A 20,293-nucleotide genomic window follows, 5' to 3' on the forward strand; every position below is an offset into this window, starting at 1 on the left:
TGGTCTACCACCGCACTTCGATGTGAAACAAATCCACATCGCCGACCATCCGTTGGTCTTGATGCTCCGAATCATAGGTCGTGGATCACGTCCTACGGCTGGCGCGTGCGCGCGGGTCGTGGTGGTGCTCGGGGAGTTGCGTCAACTGCGCCCACCCGTCGCCCGACCGTCACCCCTTCCGGGGGCGCCGAGGCGACGCTGGTTTCTACTGCGGCAGAAGAACGGAGTGATTTGATGAGGTCATTGGCCACCGAACGTGTCGACCAATGCTCTTCTGGCGAATTCTCGGCACAACCCTTTCCGCTGACGCCCGCGCAGACAGCCCTGTGGTACGCGCAGCGGATCAGTCCGGAAGTGCCGCTCACCATCGCCCAGTATGTCGAGATCCACGGTGATCTGGACGAGGGCCGCCTGCTGTACGCGATCGAGCGGTTCGGTGCCGAGACCGAGGTCGGCCGGGTGCGCCTGCTGGAGATCGACGGCATCCCGCATCAGCTGATCGATCCGGAGCGCCGCCCCGGCTGGGCCCGCGTCGACCTGCGCGCCGAGGCCGATCCGAAGGCCGCCGCGCTGCGCTGGATGGACGCGCACGCGGCCTCGCCCATGGACTTGGAGCGGGATACGTTGACCACCAACGTAATTCTGCGCGTCGGCGAGGCCGACTACATCTGGTACGCGCGCGCCCACCACATCGTGATCGACGGCTACGGCGCCATGAACGCGACCACCCGCACCGCCGAGATCTACTCCGCTCTCGAGCACCAGACCGAGCCCGCCGTCTCCCGCGCGACCCCCCTGGCCACCATCTACGCCGACGAGCAGACCTACCGCGATTCCACCCGCTTCCGCAGCGACCGCGACTACTGGACCGAGCAGCTCGCGGGGGCGGGCGCCACGGTGTCGCTGTCCACGGCCGGCGCCGGAACGGGCACCGAGGTGGGCCGCCGCACCGCCACCGCGCAGCTCGACGCCGGCACCGATGCCGCGATGAACGCCGCGATGGCCGCCTTCGGCACGCACAGCTCCACCCTGTTCGCCGCCGCGCTGGCCTGCTACGTGCGCTCGGTCACCGGGAATTCCGATGTGGTCCTGAGCCTTCCGGTCTCCGCGCGCACCACCGTCGCGCTGCGCCGCTCCGCGGGTGTGGTCTCCAACGTGGTCCCCATCCGCCTGCGTTTCGGCGCCGAGACGACGATCGCCGACGCGGTCCGCGCCGCCGAACTCCAGATCACCGGCGCGCTGCGGCACCAGCGCTACCGGCACGACGACATCCGCCGCGACTGCGGTTACTCCCGGGACTCGCGTGGCTTCTTCGGCCCGATGGTCAACATCATGCTGTTCCACAACGAGCTGAAGTTCGGCGACCTGCCCGGCTCGATGCACGTGCTCTCCACCGGCCCGGTGGAAGATCTGTCGGTCAACCTCTACAACGGCGAAAGCGGCCGCATCCACGTCGACTTCGAGGCCAACCCGCGGCTGTACACCGAGGCCGAGAACGGCGCGCAGCACGCCCGCTTCCTGGATTTCCTGGGCCGCTTCCTCGCGGCCGGACCGGCCACCCGCACCGAGACGCTCGTGGCGATCACCGAGGCCGAACGCGATCTGGTCCTCTACGACTGGAACGCCACCGAGGCGCCGGTGCAGCAGGGCACCCTGGCCGGGCTGTTCGCCATCCAGGCCGGGCTGTGCCCGGACAGCGTCGCGCTCGAATTCGATGACGAGACACTGACTTACGCCGAGTTCGACGACCGGGCCAACCGCCTGGCCCGGCTGCTCATCGCCCGCGGCGCGGGCCCGGACACCCTGGTCGGGCTGTGCCAGCGCCGCGGCCTGGACCTCGTCGTCGGCATGTACGCGATCGTCAAGGCGGGCGCGGCCTACCTCCCGCTGGATCCGGAGCATCCGGCCGAGCGGATCGAGGAGATCGCCCGGCAGGCCCGGCCGGTGTGCGTGCTGACCGCCGAGCGGGACGGGCTCACTCTGCCCGCATCCGTGCCGGTGCTGGCCATCGACACCCTCGACCTGGCCGAGTTCGACGGCGCGCCGGTCACCGACGCCGATCGGCTCGCGCCGCTGCGCGCCGACGACCTGGCCTACGTCATCTTCACCTCCGGGTCGACCGGCAAGCCCAAGGGCGTCGGCGTCCCGCACGGTGCCATCGTGAACCGGCTGCGCTGGATGCAGCACGAGTATCCGCTGGACGCCACCGACGCCGTCTTGCAGAAGACCCCCGCCACTTTCGACGTGTCGGTGTGGGAGTTCTTCTGGCCCTTGCAGATCGGCGCGCGCCTGGTCGTCGCCGCGCCGGACGGGCACCGCGACCCGGTCTACCTGTCCCGGCTCATCGTCGACAAGCGCATCACCACCGCGCATTTCGTGCCGTCCATGCTGTCGGTGTTCGTCACCGACGCCGACGTGCGCGGCTGCACCGGCCTGCGCTACGTGTTCTGCAGTGGCGAGGCGCTGCCCGCCGCCACCGTCGCGGCGTTCCGGGCCGCGTTGCCGCACACCGGATTACACAATCTCTACGGCCCCACCGAGGCCGCGGTCGACGTCACCTACTGGCCGTGCCCGGCCGTTCCGGAGAGCGTGCCGATCGGCAGCCCGGTCTGGAACACCCAGACCTACGTGCTCGACGCCCAGCTGCGGCCGGTGCCGCCGGGCGCGGTCGGTGAGCTGTATCTGGCGGGTGTGCAGCTGGCCCGCGGTTACCTGGGCCAGCCGCGGCTGACGGCCGATCGGTTCGTCGCCAATCCGTTCACCTCCGGTGCGCGCATGTACCGCACCGGCGATCTGGCGCGCTGGCAGGTCGCCCCCGACCACGGCGCGGCGCCCGCCGACGACGCCCGGGGTGTGCTGGATTACCTGGGCCGCACCGACTTCCAGGTCAAGATCCGCGGCCTGCGCATCGAACTCGGTGAGATCGAGTCCGCGCTGCTGGCCGAGCCGTCGGTGACGCGCGCGGTCTGCGTGGCCCGGGCCGGGCGCACCGGTGACGAGCTGGTCGGCTACGTCGTCGCGGCCCCCGGCCACACCGCCGACACCGTCGAGCTGCTCACCGCGCTGCGTCAGAGCCTGCCCGGCTACATGGTGCCCGCGATGCTGGTGGTGCTCGACGAACTACCGCTCAGCGCCAACGGCAAGATCGACCGCAAAGCCCTGCCCACGCCCACCGCCCCCGCGCGCCCGCAGCGCGTCAGCGCCGCGCCGAGCACCGAGGTGGAACGCACCCTGGCCGCGATCTTCGCCGAGGTGCTCGAGCTGGACGTCGCCGACATCGGCACCACCGACAACTTCTTCGACCTCGGCGGCAACTCCCTGGTCGCGGCCCGCGCCGTGGCCCGGATCAATGCCGCCCTGGACGCCGGGCTCACCATCCGCGACCTGTTCGAGGCCGCGTCCATCGCCGCGCTCACCGTCCGCTTCGCCACCCACACCCCGGCCACGACGCCGAAACTCGTTGCCACCCAGCGCCCGGAGCGGATCCCGCTCTCGCTGGCCCAGCAGCGGCTGTGGATCCTGAACCGGTTCGCCGAGCACGCCGCCGCCTACAACATGTCGCTGGCGGTGCGGGTGGACGGCCCGCTGGATCTGGACGCGCTGCGCGCGGGCCTGATCGATGTCATCCAGCGGCACGAGAGCCTGCGCAGCACCTTCCCCGAATCGGGCGACGGGCCGTACCAGGTGGTGCACCCGGCCTCGGAGATCCCGCTCACGCTGGATCCGATCGAGGCCACCGATGCCGACGTCGCTGGCCTGGCCGCCGAATTCGCCGGCTACGGCTTCGATCTGCGCAGCCAGGCTCCGATCCGGGTGGCGCTGTGGTCGACCGGTCCCGACGCGCATGTGTTCCTGCTCGTGCTGCACCACATCTGCGGTGACGGCTGGTCGGTGGCGCCGCTGGCGCGCGACCTGATGTCCGCGGTCGCGGCCCGGGCCCACGGCACCGCGCCCACCTGGTCGCCGCTGCCGGTGCAGTACGCCGACTTCGCGCTGTGGCAGCGCGAGCTGCTCGGCGACGAGGACGACGAGACCAGCGCGCTGAGCCGGCAGCTCGGCTTCTGGCGCAGCACGCTGGCGGGCCTGCCCGATCAGCTCGACCTGCCGCTGGATCGCCCGCGCCCGCTGCGCCGCGGCACCGGCGGCAGCCGGGTGGAGTTCACCATCTCGGCCGAAACCCGCCGCGCCGCGAGCGAACTCGCCGCCGCTCGGGGCGTCAGCATGTTCATGGTGCTGCACGCCGCGCTGGCGACCCTGCTGGCCCGGCTGTGCGGCACCGGCGACATCGCGATCGGCACGCCGATCGCGGGCCGCTCCGATCCGGCGCTGGACGACCTGGTCGGCATGTTCGTCAACACACTGGTGCTGCGCACCGAGGTCGACCCCGCCGCGGGCTTCGACCGCATGCTGGACCTGGTCCGCGAAACCGACCTGAACGCGTTCGCCAACGCCGACGTGCCGTTCGAGCGGCTGGTCGAGGTGGTCAACCCGGACCGCACGGCCTCGCGGCACCCGCTGTTCCAGGTGATGCTGTCCTACGATCGCGCCCCCGAACTGCGCGTCGAACTGCCCGGCATCGACGGCGCCCCGGTGCGCGCCGAGATCCTGCCGCTGGACGCGGGCATCGCCAAGTTCGACCTGCAACTCGAGGTGCGCGACGGGCTGGGTGACGGCCCGTTGAAGGCCGAATTCGGTTACGCCACCGACGTGTTCGATCAGCGCACCGTGACCGCGTTCGCGCGCCGGTTCGTCGCGGTGCTCGACGCCGTGGTCGCCACGCCGGAGCTCCCGGTCGGCGACATCGACATCCTGGATCGTCGCGAGGCCGCCAAGCTGGTGCCGATCGCCGGCTCGCCCGCCGAACCGTCGGTCACCCTGGCCCGGATGCTCACCGAGATCGCCGAGCGCCTGCCCGAGGCGGTCGCGGTGCGCTACCAGGGCACCGACACCACCTACGGCGAACTCGACGAGCTGTCCAATCGCCTGGCGCGCGTGCTGATCGAGCACGGCGCCGGCCCGGAGGTCGTGGTCGCCATCGCGCTGCCGCGCGGGCTGGATTCCATCGCCGCGGTCTGGGCCGTCGCGAAAACCGGTGCGGCCTATGTGCCGATCGATCCGGGCTACCCGGCCGAGCGGATCGGGCACATGATCGCCGATTCCGGCGCGATGCTCGGGCTGACCGTGGCCGAGAGCCTGGCCACCATGCCCGCGATGCCCGCCAAGGGCAAGCACCGCAAGCAGTCGGTGGACTGGCTGGTGCTCGGTTCCGACGCGCTCGTCGCGGAATCCGCGCGCCACACCACCGATCCGATCACCGACGCCGAACGGCACCACCCGCTGCGGATCTCCCATCCCGCCTACCTGATCTACACCTCCGGGTCGACCGGCAAGCCGAAGGCCGTCGTGGTCACCCACGCCGGTCTGGCCTCGCTGGCGCACGAGCAGATGCACCTGTTCGGCGTCACCGACACCGCGCGCACCCTGCACTTCTCCTCGCCGAGCTTCGACGCCTCGGTGCTCGAGCTGCTGCTCGGTTTCGCGGCGGGCGCCACCATCGTGGTCGCCCCGGCCGGCCTGTACGGCGGCGCGGAACTCGCCGATCTGCTGCGCACGGAACGGATCACGCACGCCTTCATCACCCCGGCCGCCCTGGCGACCGTGCCCGACGAGGACCTCGGCGACCTCGACGCCGTCATCGTCGGCGGCGAGGCCTGCTCCACCGAGCTCGTCGCGACCTGGTCGCGGCGGCACCGGATCCACAACATGTACGGCCCGTCCGAGGCCACCGTCGCCGCCACCGCCTCGGCGGCGATGCGCGCGAATCAGCCGGTGCCGCTGGGTCTTCCGGTGCGCGGCATGCGGTTGTTCGTGCTCGACGGCCGGCTGCACCCGGTGCCGCCGGGTACCCCGGGTGAGCTGTATCTGTCGGGGCCCGGCGTGGCCCGCGGCTATCTGGGCCGCCTGGGCCTGACCGCACAGCGTTTCCCGGCCAACCCGCACGGGCGGCGCGGCGAACGCATGTATCGCACCGGCGATCTCGTGGTCGCCGACGCCACCGGGCTGCTCCGGTTCCTCGGTCGCGCCGACGACCAGATCAAGATCCGTGGCTTCCGCATCGAACTGAGCGAGATCGACCACGTGCTGCGCGCCCACCCGGGCGTCACCTTCGCGCTGACGGTCGTGCACACCGACGAGTACGGGCAGCCCCGCTTGGCCGCCTACGTGACGGCCGCCCAACCGGTCACCGGGGCCGAGGTCGCCGAGACCGCGCGGCAGCGGCTGCCCGGCTACATGGTGCCCGCCGCGGTCATCGTCCTGGACGAGGTACCGGTCACCCAGGCCGGCAAGCTGGATCGAAAGGCGTTGCCGGAGCCGGTTTTCGCCGCGCTCGGCAGCTCGCGCGCACTCGCCGGGGACAGCGAGTTGCGGGTCGCGGAGGTGTTCGGGCAGATCCTCGGGCACGCCGTCACCGGAGCCGAGGACAGCTTCTTCGACATCGGCGGCAACTCGCTGCTGGCGACCCGGCTGGCCGCGGCGCTGCACGCGGAGTTCGGTGTCGACCTGCCGGTGCGGGCGATCTTCGAGACGCCGACCGTGGCCGGGGTGGCCGAGCGGATTTCGGAAGCGCCCCGGACGCAGCGACTGGCGCTGGCTGTGCACACACCGCGTCCGGAACGCATTCCATTGTCGCTGCCGCAGCAGCGACTCTGGTTCCTGAATCGATTCTCACCCGAATCCAGCGCCTACAACATCGCATTCGTCATACGGATCGACGGCGATCTGGACGTGCCCGCCCTGCGGACCGCGCTCACCGACCTGGTGGAGCGGCACGAAGTGCTGCGCACGCTCTTCCCGGAGGACGGCCAGGGCCCGCTGCAACGGGTGCTGCCCACCGCCGCCGCGATGCCGGAGGTGACCCCGGTCGACACCGACGCCGCGGGCGCCGAGCGGGCATTGCGGGCGATGGCGCGCAACGGATTCGATCTCACCAACGAGACGCCGCTGCGAATCACGCTGCTGCGCACCACCTCCGAGCAGCACCTGCTCGGTATCGCGCTGCATCACATCGCGGCGGACGGCTGGTCGCTGGGCCCGCTGACCCGGGATCTGGCCGCCGCCTACGTGGCCCGGCACGCCGGCACGCAGCCGGCGTGGCAGCCGCTGCCGGTGCAGTACTCCGATTTCGGGCTGTGGCAGCGCGCCGTGCTCGGCGACGAGAGCGACCCGGAGAGCCTGGCGGGCCGCCAGCTCGAGTACTGGCGCACCACCCTGGCCGGTATCCCCGAGGAACTGCCGCTGCCCTACGACCGTCAACGCCCCGCGACACCCGGTCACGAGGCGGGCAAGGTCGTGTTCACGGTGCCCGAGACGATGCAGCAGGCCCTCGCCGCGCTCGCCCGCGAGCAGGGCATCAGCCTGTTCATGGTGCTGCGCTCCGCGCTGGCCGTGCTGCTGCGCGGCGTCACCGGCGGTCGCGACATCGTGATCGGCACCCCGATTGCGGGCCGCACCGACGCCAAGCTCGACGAACTCGTCGGCATGTTCGTCAACACGCTGGTGCTGCGCTCCGATGTCGATCCGGACGCGACGTTCGCCGCGCTGCTGCGCGCCGACCGCGACACCGAACTGGCCGCCATGGAGCACTCCGACATCCCGTTCGAGCGGGTCGTGGAGGAGCTCGGCAAGAAGGTGCGCGCCACCAACCGGCCGCCGCTGTTCCAGGTCGCGCTGACCGTGCAGGAGGGCCCCGTGCCCAGCCTGGAGCTGCCGGACCTGGCGCTGCGCGCGGACGAACTGGACATCGCGCTGGCCAAGTTCGATCTCGAGCTGCGGGTCGCCACCATCGCCTGCGACGGCCCCGGCCAGCCCGGCCAGGCCTTCGAATTCGTCTACGCCGCCGAGCTTTTCGACGCCACGACGATCCAGGCCCTGGCCGACCGGATGGTCCGGGTGCTGGCCGCGGTCACCGCCGACCCGCGGGTGCTGATCCGCGATATCGACGTCCGCGACGACACCGAGCGACGGCTGCTGACCCCGGCCGTCGGCTCGCCGCCCAACCCGCCGTGCACGCTCGCCGCCTGCTTCACCGCGACCGCGCACATCCACCCGGACCGGATGGCGCTCAGCTCGCGTCCCGACCCGGCCGCCGAGCCGATCACCCTCACCTACGCCGAGACCGACCGGGTCTCCAACCGGCTGGCGCGCGCCCTCATCGAACGCGGCATCGGCCCCGGCGACCGGGTCGCGCTCGGCCTGACCCGCTCCATCGAATCGGTGGTCGCGGTGCTGGCAGTCACCAAGGCCGGCGCGGCGTTCGTGCCGATCGATCCGAAGTACCCGGCCGACCGGGTCCGGCACATGCTCACCGACTCCGGCTGCTGGACCGGCATCACGCTGGCGGCGCACGCCGACCGGCTGCGCGCCGCCGGCGACCCGCAGGACGGGGACGCGGCCACCGACTGGCTGCTGCTCGACGACGAGGACCTGGTCGCCGAACTGGCCGAGCACGACGACGACCTGATCGACGACTGGGAGCGCACCCGCGGCACCCAGATCTCCGACCTCGCCTACCTGATCTACACCTCCGGCTCGACCGGCAAGCCCAAGGGCGTGGCCGTCACGCACGCCGGCATGTCCAACTTCGCCGACGAACTGCGCGACCGGATGCGGGTGGACCGCGACTCGCGGGTGTTCCACTTCTCCACGCCCAGCTTCGACGCCGCCCTGTTCGACGTCCTGCTGGCCTGGGGATCCGGTGCGGCACTGGTCATCTGCCCGCCCGAGGTCTACGGCGGCGACGAACTCGCCACGCTGATGGAACGCGAGCGCGTCAGCCACACCTTCCTCACCCCGGCCGCGCTGGCCACCCTGGACCCGGACCGCTTCACGCTGCCCGACCTGCGCGCGATCTGCGTCGGCGGCGAGGCGCTCGACCCGAACCTGGTGGCCCGCTGGGCGCCGGGCCGGGCCCTGTTCAACGGGTACGGGCCGACCGAGACCACGGTGGTCGTCACCGTGGCCGGCCCGCTCACCGCGGGTGCGCCGGTCACCATCGGCGTTCCGGTGCGCGGCGCCCGCGTGGTCGTGCTCGACGAGCGGATGCGCCCGGTGCCCGCGGGGGTCCCCGGCGATCTGTATGTCGGCGGACTCGGCGTGGCGCGTGGTTATTTCGATCGTCCCGGGTTGAGCGCCGCGCGCTTCCTGGCCGACCCGCACGGCCCCGCCGGTGCGCGGATGTACCGCACCGGTGACGTGGTGCGCTGGGACAAGGCGGGCGAGCTCGTCTACCTGGGCCGCAGCGATCACCAGGTGAAGGTGCGCGGTTTCCGCATCGAACTCGGCGAGATCACCAACGCGCTGACCGGGCATCCGAGCGTGCGCTACGCGCACACCGAGGTGCGCCGCGTCGCGGGCATGGACCGGATCGTCTCCTTCGTCCAGCCCGCCGGCGCGTCCGGCGTCGACGTCGAGGCGGTGCGCGCGCACGTCGCCGAACTGCTTCCGGCGCACATGGTTCCGGCGGCGATCACGGTGCTGACCGAGGTTCCGCTGACCCCGGTCGGCAAGCTCGACACCGCCGCGCTGCCCGAACCGCAGTTCAGCGCGAGCGCGGCCGCCCGGGTCCCGGAGACCGACACGGAGAAGCTGGTCGCTCGCGTGATGGGCGAGCTGCTGGGCGCCGAGACCGTCTCGGCCGACGACAGCTTCTTCGAGATCGGCGGAAACTCGCTGCTGGCCACGCAATTGGTGGCCCGGCTGGCCGCCGCCGGCGCGGCCCGGCTCGCGGTGCGCAGCGTGTTCGCCGCGCCGACCGTCGCCGAACTGGCCGCGCTGCTGGACGCGGGTTCCGGCGACGACACCGCCCGGCCCGAGCTGGTGCGCCGCGAACGCCCGCACCACATCCCGCTCTCGGCCGCTCAGCAGCGGCTGTGGTTCCTCAACCGGTTCAACGAGGTCGGCGCGGAATCCGGCAGCTCGGCCGGCGCCTACAACATCCCCGTCGTGCTGCGGCTCTCCGGCCGGCTCGACGTGGACGCGCTGGTGCGGGCACTGCACGAGGTGCAGCGCCGGCACGAGACGCTGCGCACCGTCTTCCCGGAGGTCGACGGGATGCCCGAGCAACTGGTGCTCGACCCGGCCGAGGCGGCGACGACCCTGTTCGTCGCCACGGTGACACCGGGCGAGATCGCCGACGCGGTACGCAGTTTCGCCGCACCGGGCTTCGACCTCGGCGATCAGGTGCCGCTGCGCGCCGCGCTGATCACCGTCTCCGATCAGCCCGAGCTGGACGGCCCGCTGACGCCGTCCGCGTCCGCCGAGAACGTGCTCGTGCTCGTCGTGCACCACATCGCGATGGACGGCTGGTCGCTGGAACCGCTGGCCGCCGAGGTCGCCCTGGCCTACCGGGCGGCCTGCACGGGCGCGGAGTTCGGCTGGCCCGAACCGGAGGTGCAGTACGCGGATTACACGCTGTGGCAGCGCGAGGTGCTCGGCACCGAGGACGACCCGGGCTCGGTGGCCAGCAGTCAGCTGACCTACTGGCGCGAGCGGCTGCAAGGGATCCCCGAACTGCTCAGCGTGCCCGCCGATCGGCCCCGCCCGCCGGTGCCGTCCTACCGCGGCGGCCTGGTGGAATGCCCGATCGACGCGTTCACCCACCGCGAGCTGCACGCCATCGCGGGCAGCAACAACGCCAGCATGTTCATGGTGCTGCACACCGCGCTCGCGGTGCTGCTGCACCGGATGACGGGCACCGGCGACATCACCGTCGGCACCCCGATCGCCGGGCGCGGACACCCCGCGCTGGACCGGATGATCGGCATGTTCGTCAACACGCTGGTGCTGCGCGCCGAGGTCGACCCGGCGGCCGGTTTCACCGACCTGCTGCACCGGGTGCGCGACGCCGACCTGGACGCGTTCGCCCACGCCGACCTGCCGTTCGAGCGCCTCGTCGAGGTGCTCAACCCGGCGCGGTCGCAGGCGCACCATCCGCTGTTCCAGGTGATGCTCTCGGTGCAGAACCACCCGGTCCGGGTGCTCGAGCTGCCCGGGCTGCGGATCACGGCCGAGGACGCCGACGCCGGCATCGCCAAGTTCGACCTGCAGTTCACGCTGACCGAAAGCCAGACGGCGGCAAAGCAACCCGACGGCATCACGTTGTCGGTGAACTACGCGAGCGATCTGTTCGACGAGCAGACCGCGCTGCGGCTGGGCAAGCGCCTGACCCGGTTGCTGTCGGCCGTCGCCGCCAACCCGACCGCCCCGGTCGGGGATCTGGAGATCCTGGACCAGGCCGAGTGGACCGGGCTGGCCCCGGTGCGCGGGGCCGAGCCGGACCGTCCGGTCACCTTCCCGGAGGTGTTCGCCGCGGCCGCCGCGGTCGACCGCGACGCGATCGCGTTGCGCTCGGGCGACACCCAGGTCAGCTACGACGCGCTGGACCGCTGGACCAACAAGCTGGCCCGGGTTCTGATGCAGTGCGGTGTCGGGCCGGAAACCCTGGTGGCCCTGGGCATTCCGCGCTCGGTGGAGTCGGTGGCCTCGATGCTCGCGGTGGCCAAGGCCGGCGCGGCATTCGTGCCGGTCGACCCGCTGTACCCGCCGCAGCGCATCGCCCACATGCTCACCGATTCCGGTGCGCGCCTGGGCGTCACGCTGGGCGAGTACCACGAGGAACTGCGTGGCGCCGCGGCCGTGACCAGCTGGCTGACCCTGGACGACCCGGCGCTGCGCGCCGAGGTGCTCGCCGCCTCGGACGAGCCGATCCTCGAGGCGGAGCGCGAGGTGCCGCTGCGCGTGGACAACCCGGCCTATGTCATCTACACCTCGGGTTCGACCGGCACGCCCAAGGGTGTGGTGGTCACGCACGGCGGCCTGTCCAACTTCGCCGACGAGACCGCCGAGCGCTTCGACGTCCGGCCCGGCAGCCGGGTGCTGCACTTCGCGACGCCGAGCTTCGACGCCGCGATGCTGGACCTGCTGCTGGCCCTGGGCGGCGCGGCCACCCTGGTGATCACCCCGCCCGGCGTGGTCGGCGGCGCCGACCTGCGGGAGGTGTTCATCGAGGAGCGGATCACGCACGCCTTCATCACCACCTCCGCACTCGGCACGGTCGACCCGGCCGGGGTCATCGACCTGGCGCACGTGCTGGTCGGCGGCGAGGCGCTGCCGCCGGACCTGGTCACCCGCTGGGCGCCCGGCCGCAACCTCTACAACGTGTACGGGCCGACCGAGACCACCATCGTCACGGTCATCTCCGCGCCCATGGTGCCGAGCGGGCCGATCACCATCGGCGGCCCGATCCGCGGTGTCGGCGCCACCATCCTGGACGCCCGCCTGCACCCGGCGCCGGTCGGCGTCACCGGCGAATTGCAGCTGGCCGGCAACGCGCTGGCCCGCGGCTACCTGAACCGGCCCGGCCTGACCGCGCAGCGGTTCATCGCGAACCCGTACGGCAAACCCGGCGAACGCATGTACCGCACCGGTGACCTGGTGCGCTGGTTCGGCGGCGACGCCGAGCGGGGGACCGGGCAGCGCACCGTCGCCCCGCGGGCGATCGAGTACGTCGGCCGCAGCGACCACCAGGTCAAGATCCGCGGCTTCCGGATCGAACTCGGCGAGATCGACGCCGCGCTGACCCGGCACCCGGCGGTGGAGTTCGCGACCACGATCGGCCATCGCACCCCGGCCGGCGTCACCGCGCTGGTCTCGTATGTGAAGCCGCGCGCGGGCGCCGTGCCCACCGTGGCCGACCTGCTGCGGCACGTGTCCGGCCAGGTGCCGAATTACATGGTCCCGCAATCGATCATGCTGATCGACCGGGTCCCGCTCAGCCCCGTGGGCAAGCTGGATCGCAAGGCGCTGCCGGAACCGGTGTTCACCGCCGCCGTCGGCTACCGCGCGCCGGCCACCCCGATGGAGTCGGCGCTGTGCGCGGCCTTCGCGGCCGTGCTCGGCACCGAGACGGTGGGCGCCGACGACGGATTCTTCGAGCTCGGCGGCAATTCGCTGCTGGCCACGAAGGTCGTCGCGCAGCTGCGCGGCAACGGCATCGACATGCCGGTGCAGCTGATGTTCGGCGCGGCCACCCCGGCGGCCATCGCGGCCCGGCTGGAAACCGGCGGCGGCGCCGACGCGGCCATGGCGGCGGCGCTGGCTCCGGTGCTCCCGATCCGGCCGGTGGTCTCGGCCGCCGGTCCGGCCCCGCTGTTCTGCGTGCACCCGGCGATCGGGTTGTCCTGGTGCTACTCCGGGCTGCTGGCGCACCTGTCGCCGGACCGCCCGGTGTACGGTCTGCAGGCGCCGCACGTGGCCGGCCAGGACGGCTTCGACTCGATCGCGCGGGCCGCGGAACACTATGTGGCCCAGATCAAGTCGGTCCAGCCGTCCGGGCCGTACCACCTGCTCGGGTGGTCGCTGGGCGGGCTGATCGCGCACGAGATCGCGGTGCAGTTGCAGGAGGCGGGCGAGCGGGTCGAGTTGCTGTCGATGATGGACAGCTACCGGCTCTCCGACGCCTGGCTGGAACACGCGATCCCGAGCGTCTCGGAGATCATCGAGGAGTTCGGCAGCGACAGCCTCGGCGACGTCGCGGCCGAACTGGATCCGGCGATGACCCTGCGCGACGCGGCCGAGCTGCTGCGTTCGCGGCCGGGCCCGTTCGCGGCGCTGACCGTGGACCACCTGGAGCGGTTGTACGCGGGCTACGCCAACGGCACGGTGCTGGCCCACGGCTTCCGGCCCCGCACCTTCGACGGCGACCTGGTGTTCTTCAGCGCCGCCGCCGACGAGATCAACCGCGCCGACCCGGACCGCCGCGCGGCGGCCTGGGAACCGTTCGTCACCGGCGAAATTCACGACCACCGGTTGCCGTGCCGGCACTCGGCGATGACCACGCCGGAATCGCTCGCATCGATCGGCCCGGTCCTGCACCGGCATCTGGAATTCACGTCACGTCGCACCGAACAGAAGGAGACCGTCTAGTGAGTGAGGGCAGCGGGGTGACCGCGGACGCACCGGCACATGGTGCCGTGCGTTCGGACACGAGTGAGAACACAACGGAGACCGGCCTGTACGTCCTAACCGAGTTGAACGCCCTGCTGGCCACGAAGATCTCGCAGAGCCGGCTCACGCCGCGCCTGCGGGGAGGAGTCTCATGAGTCTGGCCGTGGAAGTGCAGGGTCTGGTCAAGACCTACGGCAAGTTCCGGGTGCTCGACAATATCGACCTGCAGATCCCGTCGGGCACCGTGATGGGGTTGCTCGGGCCCAACGGCGCGGGCAAGACCACGACCGTGCGCATCGTCACCACGCTGCTGCGGCCCGACGCCGGATCGGTGCGGGTGGCCGGGGTGGACGTGCTGCGCGACCCGGCCGGGGCGCGCCACCGCATCGGCCTGTCGGGCCAGTACGCCGCGGTCGACGCGAACCTGTCCGGGTACGAGAACCTGCGCATGGTGGCCCGCCTCTACGGCATGTCCCCGCGCCAGTCCGCCGCCCGGGCCGCCGAACTGCTCGACGCGCTGGGCCTGGACCACGCCGCGCATCGGCGCGCGGGCACCTACTCCGGCGGCATGGCCCGCCGCCTCGACCTGGCCGGCGCGCTGGTGGCCCGGCCCGCCGTGGTCGTGCTCGACGAACCCACCACCGGCCTGGATCCCCGTGGCCGCCTGGACATGTGGCGCGTCATCGGCGATCTGGTCGACGACGGCACCACCGTGCTGCTCACCACCCAGTACCTGGAGGAAGCCGATCTGCTCGCGGATCGGATCACCGTCATCGACCGCGGGCGGGTCATCGCGCGCGGCTCGGCCGACGAGCTGAAAGCCTCCATCGGTGGCGACCGGCTCACCGTCACCCTGGCCGCCGGCCAGGAGATGAAGCCCGCGCTCGCGGTGCTGGCCCAGGTCGGCATCGGCGAACCCAGCCACGAGGCCGGCACCGAAGAGGCGTCGGTGGTGGTCAGTGACGGCACCCGGACCATGGTCGAGGCGCTGCGCCGCCTGGACGACGCCGGAGTGTGCGTGCTCGACGCGAGCGTGCACCGCCCCAGCCTGGACGACGTGTTCCTGTCCCTGACCGGAACCATGGCAAAGCCCGAGCCGGACCCGGCGAACGAAACCGACGATGTAGAAGAGGAGGTCATGTCGTGACCGCCGGTGCTGTACTCCGCGGTCCGGAGATGGATCCGGACACCCCGCCCAAGCCCGACAAGCCGGCGGTGTCGCCGCAGTTCAGCGATCCGCCGCTGCGGCTGTTCCGGGACAGCGCGATCGTCGCGTACCGGAACCTGCTGACCATCCTGCGGGTGCCGACGCTGCTGGTGACCGCCACCGTCCAGCCGCTGATGTTCGTGTTCCTGTTCGCCTACATCTTCGGCGCCTCGCTCGGCGGCGGGCAGTACCGCGAGTTCCTGCTCGCCGGCATCTTCGCCCAGACCGTCGCGTTCAACGCGGCCTTCACCACGGTGGGCCTGGCAGGCGACTTGCAGAAGGGCATCATCGACCGGATGCGCACGCTGCCGATGTCGCGGATGGCCGTGCTGATGGGCCGGACGCTGTCGGATCTGGTGGTCAACGTGCTGAGCGTGGCCGTGATGGCCGGCTGCGGTTACGTGGTGGGCTGGCGCATCAACGGCGGCATCGCCGACGCCGCGCTGGCCTTCGGCGTGATCCTGCTCTTCGCCTTCGCCATGTCCTGGGTGGGCGCGCTGACCGGCCTGCTCTCGCCGAACGTCGAGGTCGCCCAGAGCGCCGGCCTGATCTGGCTGTTCCCGCTCAGCTTCGTGTCCTCGGCGTTCATCTCCGCGGAGACGCTGCCCGGCCCGCTGCGCACCATCGCGGCCTGGAATCCGATCACCGCGGTCGCGGCCGCCGGGCGCAAGCTCTTCGAGAACGGCGCGCCGCCGAGTTTCACCCCGGCCACCGGCTGGGCCGCCGAGCACTGCGTCGAGTACGCCATCATGTGCTCGGTCGCGATCCTGCTCGTCGCCGCCCCGCTGGCGCTGCTGCGCTACCGCAAGGTCGCCAGCCACTGAGCCGGTCCGGATACGCGAAAGGCCGCTTCCCCAGGGGAAGCGGCCTTTTCGTTTGGTGCGACCTTACGCGCGGCGGCGGGTCTTCAGCAGGTCGAGGCGCTCCTTGAGCAGCTCCTCGAGCTCTTCCTTGCTGCGACGTTCCAGCAGCATGTCCCAGTGTGTGCGCGGCGGCTTGACCTTCTTGGTCTCCTGGGTGGTCCCCTCCATGAGGGTGCCCTCCTGGCCGTTACGGCACAACCAGGTCGGCGGGATCTCGGCATCGTCGGCGAACGGCACGTCGAACTCTTCGCCGTTGTCGGTGCGATACCGGGCGATCCGACGCGGAGCCAGGTCGTGGTCGCGATCGGTTTCGTAGCTCACCGCTCCGAGCCGACTGCCCCGGAGTACGCGATCTGCCATGGTGTGCCTCTCCCTGTGTGCTCGGGTCTTCGCTGGACCATCAGTACAACGGCCAGCCGGTGACTATTAGTTCCCGGCACGGCTGGCGGCGACGTGAACCTAAGCATTGTAGTTGTTGGCGTGTCGTGGTTTTCCCACGCCTCACCCGAGGCGTTACTGTTCTGCCTCATGTCGCGCCGCTTGCTGTCGTCCTGCCTGTGGTGTGGGCGGGAGATCGTCGATTCGGAGGCCGGCCGCCGACGCCGGTACTGCCGTCAATCCTGTCGGCAACGCGCCTACGAGCATCGCAACAGTTTGAAGGGGACCGGCATCCCCGACGACTCGGTGGTGCTCAGCGCGCAGGAGGCCGCCGACCTGGCGGATCGCTGGTTCGCCGCCCGCTGCGCCGCCGAGGACGTGGCGACCGCGATCAGCGAGGGCGCGGGCGCCGAGGAGCTGGCGATGCTGAGCAAGACCCTGGTCGAGCTCACGCGGGACGCCGAACGGCTGCGCTAGCTCTCCGGTAGACGGCGTAACCGAGCAGCCCGGTGCCCGCCACGATGCTGCCGAAGCAGGCCAGGGTGATGCCGTCCGGATGGATCAGCGACTGCGCCCGCATCGCCTGGAAGAACACCAGCGCGAACAGCCCGGTGTAGCCCAGGGCCAGCACGCCGATCAGGGCGGCGCGGGTGCCTTCGGCGCGCAGCCAGGGGTAGCGCGGCGCGAACCGGGCCAGCACCACCACCGCGAGCAGCAGCACCTGGATCCCGTGCAGGCCGAAGAAGTGCGCGATGCGCAGATCACCGCCGATGGTGCTCCAGCCCAGGATCGGCAGGCCCGCGCCGTCGCGGGCGGCGTCGGTGCGGGTCGCGGCATCGAGCACGGTGTGCCCGGCGACCAGCTCCACGCTGTTGCCCGCGGCGTCGAGCACCCGCTGTTTACCGGTGAAGCCCATCAGATAGGCCTGCGCCATGCCGAGCACGGCCAGGGCCAGTCCGGCGTGGATGGCCCGGGTGGTCGGCCGGTCCACCAGGCGCTGCCACGAAAGAATCAGCACGATAACCAGATTCGCGAGGAACAGGCCCGGCACGCCGGACATGAACACCTGCTGGCCGATCGCGTTGACCGGGTCGGTGTCGAGGTTGTTGAAGTGGCTGTAGGTGCCGCGCGCCGCCTGGGCGGCTATGAAACCGACGTCGGCGAACCCGGTGACCGCGAACGCGGTGCCCAGCCACCAGGTGGCCCCGGAACCCCGGTGCGGCAAGGCCAGCAGCCAGGCCAGGGTCAGGCCGTAGAGCGCGAACGCGAAGCCGAACTTCAGCGGCTTCACCCACACCGATTCGCCCAGCAGCACCCGGTCGTCGAAGAGCAGCCCACCGATCGAGCACACCACCAGCGCGCTCATCGCGACCACCATGTACAGCAGCGGGCGATGTAGCGGGCCGCCGCGGCGGGTGCGCTCCGGTGCGGCGCGGCGATGCCGGGGAAGTGGGGAATCCGGTGCTGCCGAAGCGATCTCGATCGTGGACATACACCGACGGTAGGAATCGGGAGCGCCTGCTCACCTCCCGCTGCGGCGCCATTCGCCGGTCATACCGGAGTGCTAGAAAATGCCGAGGGCCCCGCGGACAATGTCCGCGGGGCCCTCGGGGTATCCGCCGGTCCCTCATCGACCGGCGCACACGGGGTGGCTATCCGCCGCCCAGGCTCTCGACGGCGACGCCGCGCCCGCCGAGCCAGGGCGCCGGGTCGATCGGGCCGAACTCGGGGTGGTGCACCTCGTAATGCAGGTGCGGTCCGGTGGACTGGCCGCGGTTGCCGACGGTGGCGATGATGTCACCGGCGTGCACCTGCTGGCCGACCTGCGCGAGGATCTCGTTGACATGCCCGTAGACGCCGACGGTGCCGTCGTCCTGCTGCACCCGGACCCACATGCCGAAGCCGGAGGCGGGGCCGGCCTCGATGACGACGCCGTCGGTGACGGCGGCGATCGGGGCGCCGAGCGCGTCGCCGAAGTCGATGCCGTTGTGCATCGCGCCCCAGCGGCTACCGTAGTTGGAGGTCAGTGCGCCCGCGACCGGCCGGACGGTGTGCGGCCGGGTCTCGATGGCCGGCTTGTTCGTCTCCCACGGCAGTTCGATCGGGGGCAGCTGCGGCAGGCCGGGGATGGTGTACGCGACGGCCTGGGCGGACTGCTGGGCCTCGGTGCCGAGGTCGACGGTCTTGCCGGCGTTCAGGCGGCCGGTGTTGTCGGCCATGTGCTGATCGGCGCCGGCCAGCACCGCGAGGGAGGCGGTGACCACCGCGGACACGGTGGCCACTTTGGTGGCGGTGCGGCGGCGGGTAGACGTGGTACCGCCGGTCCGCCGCGAAGATAACGGATCGGTTACGGGCATGACTTGAACGTACGGGAGCGTTATCCGGCCCCCGTAATCATGTGGCAACCGTCACAGACGGCTAAAAGTCCTGTTCGAAGATCACGAAGGGGTAACGAGAAAACCGCGACCCGGAAACGACCTGGGAAAACAGACTCCATCCCCGAATTCGCCAAAAGTATGCTGATCGATCACACTACTTAAGTGCCGACTAACGGAGTGCGGGCCCTGACGGCGCTCGCCGACCCCACCCGGCGTGCCCTGTTCGAGGCCCTGCCGCAGGCGCCCCGCGCGGTCGGAGAACTGGCCGAGACTCTGGGAATCAGCAGCTCAGCGGTATCGCAGCACCTGAAAGTGCTGCGCGAGGCCCGGCTGGTGATGATGCGTCCCGAGGGCAATCGGCGGCTCTACTCCCTGGATCCGCGCGGTCTCGCCGACGCCCGTGACTACCTGGAGCAGTTCTGGCCCAGCGCCCTGGCCGCCTACTCGGCGGCCTTGAGCGCGGCCGAGGATCAGATCTAGCCGACCTGGCGGTACGGGGCGCGGCCGCGATCGGTGCCCGGCCAGTGCCGCTGGTTCAGCTGCTTGTCGACGGCGGCGATCACCTCGGTGACGCCGATCCGCAGCAGCCCGGCATCGGGGGTGTCGGCGTCCGGATCGCCGAGTTGCCCGGCCCAGAGCACCACGTGCCGGCTCAGTAGATGCGGCGGCGGGCCGCCCCAGCGCGGCGGCGTCGGGCCGAACAGCTGCACGGTGCGGGTGCCGAAGGCGGTCGCCAGGTGCGCGGCACCGGTGTCGCCGCTGATCATCAGCGCGGCCTCGGCGACGGTCGCGCCGAACTCCAGCAGGCTCTGATCGCCGGCCAGCACCCGGCTGGTCGGCAGCCCGGCCCGCGCGGCCACGCTCAACGCGATGTCGCGTTCGGACTCGTCGCCGGTGAGCACCACTTCCCGGCCCAGCACCAGCAGATGCCGGATCACGGCCGCGAACCGCTCGGGCGGCCAGCGCCGCGCCTTCTTGCCGGCGCCCACGTGCACCACCACGCTGTCGCGGCGGCTGGTCGTCGAAACCGGCGGCACCAGGCCGAGATTGCGGCGGTCGGCGGTGATCCCGTCGGACTCCAGCAGCCGGCACCAGCGCTCCACCGGGTGGGTGTCGGTCTGCCACACCGGGCCGTCCAGGTCGGGGAAGGCGGGATTGCGGTAGCTCAGGATCCGGGCCGCGTCGGTCTTGGTCAGCTCGACGATGCTCTCGGTGCTCGGCCAGTGCAGATTCACCGCGAGCTGCGGCGGCGGCTCGTCCCAGCGCAGCGCGGCCAGCTCCGGTGTCGGCAGGATCGCGTCGACGGACGCGGTGAGGTCGATGAGTGGTTTGAGACGGTGCGGAGCGGCTAAGACGATATGGTCGCGCGGCTTGGCCCGGCGTAGCGCACGAAGCGCCGGGACCGCGGTGAGCAGATCGCCCATCCCGCGTGCCTGCAGCACGAGTACTACCGCCACCCTCTT

The 20,293-nt window shown here is 71.3% G+C and carries 9 protein-coding genes; 5 read left to right on the top strand and 4 right to left on the bottom strand.

The features are described from left to right. The first annotated feature begins 234 nt into the window (after positions 1–234). The 3 genes from AB0H76_RS10305 (at position 235) to AB0H76_RS10315 (ending at position 16,035) form a co-directional block, all read left to right on the top strand. Entirely contained in the window at positions 235–13,983 is a 13,749-nt protein-coding gene (locus tag AB0H76_RS10305) for an amino acid adenylation domain-containing protein (protein ID WP_357320166.1), read from the top strand. A gap of 172 nt (positions 13,984–14,155) precedes the next feature. After that, positions 14,156–15,151: an ATP-binding cassette domain-containing protein gene (locus tag AB0H76_RS10310; RefSeq protein ID WP_357320168.1), complete on the top strand. Its 996-nt coding sequence runs from the start codon at positions 14,156–14,158 to the stop codon at positions 15,149–15,151. A 101-nt stretch (positions 15,152–15,252) separates the two neighbouring features. Further along, a complete protein-coding gene (locus tag AB0H76_RS10315) occupies positions 15,253–16,035 on the top strand; it encodes an ABC transporter permease (RefSeq protein ID WP_357320576.1) in 783 nt (260 codons plus the stop codon). 63 nt (positions 16,036–16,098) lie between these two features. Here AB0H76_RS10315 and AB0H76_RS10320 read toward each other — a convergent pair whose 3' ends face one another. After that, positions 16,099–16,434, bottom strand: coding sequence for an RNA polymerase-binding protein RbpA (locus AB0H76_RS10320; protein ID WP_194813673.1), 336 nt, complete (start codon positions 16,432–16,434; stop codon positions 16,099–16,101). A 168-nt stretch (positions 16,435–16,602) separates the two neighbouring features. Between AB0H76_RS10320 and AB0H76_RS10325 the strand changes: the two genes are divergently transcribed. Continuing rightward, positions 16,603–16,929, top strand: coding sequence for a hypothetical protein (locus tag AB0H76_RS10325; protein ID WP_357320171.1), 327 nt, complete (start codon positions 16,603–16,605; stop codon positions 16,927–16,929). Here AB0H76_RS10325 and AB0H76_RS10330 read toward each other — a convergent pair. Both AB0H76_RS10330 and AB0H76_RS10335 read right to left on the bottom strand, forming a co-directional pair. Then, positions 16,901–17,944, bottom strand: coding sequence for a hypothetical protein (locus tag AB0H76_RS10330; RefSeq protein ID WP_357320174.1), 1,044 nt, complete (start codon positions 17,942–17,944; stop codon positions 16,901–16,903). The genes AB0H76_RS10325 and AB0H76_RS10330 overlap by 29 nt on opposite strands. A 160-nt stretch (positions 17,945–18,104) precedes the next feature. Beyond that, the gene (locus AB0H76_RS10335) at positions 18,105–18,809 is read right to left on the bottom strand and encodes a M23 family metallopeptidase (RefSeq protein ID WP_357320177.1); all 705 of its coding nucleotides are present in this window, start codon (positions 18,807–18,809) and stop codon (positions 18,105–18,107) included. Positions 18,810–18,992: 183 nt separating this feature from the next. Here AB0H76_RS10335 and AB0H76_RS10340 point away from each other — a divergent pair, with 183 nt between their 5' ends. Beyond that, positions 18,993–19,310, top strand: a complete 318-nt coding sequence (locus AB0H76_RS10340) for a metalloregulator ArsR/SmtB family transcription factor (protein WP_357320180.1) — start codon at positions 18,993–18,995, stop codon at positions 19,308–19,310. Here the strand turns inward: AB0H76_RS10340 and AB0H76_RS10345 are convergent. Continuing rightward, positions 19,307–20,287, bottom strand: coding sequence for a glycosyltransferase family 9 protein (locus tag AB0H76_RS10345; protein WP_357320182.1), 981 nt, complete (start codon positions 20,285–20,287; stop codon positions 19,307–19,309). The two genes, AB0H76_RS10340 and AB0H76_RS10345, sit on opposite strands and share 4 nt — an antisense overlap. Between the last annotated feature and the right edge of the window lie 6 nt (positions 20,288–20,293).

Origin of the sequence: Nocardia sp. NPDC050712, assembly GCF_040654295.1 — a bacterium.
In the GTDB taxonomy this organism is placed as follows: Bacteria; Actinomycetota; Actinomycetes; order Mycobacteriales; family Mycobacteriaceae; genus Nocardia.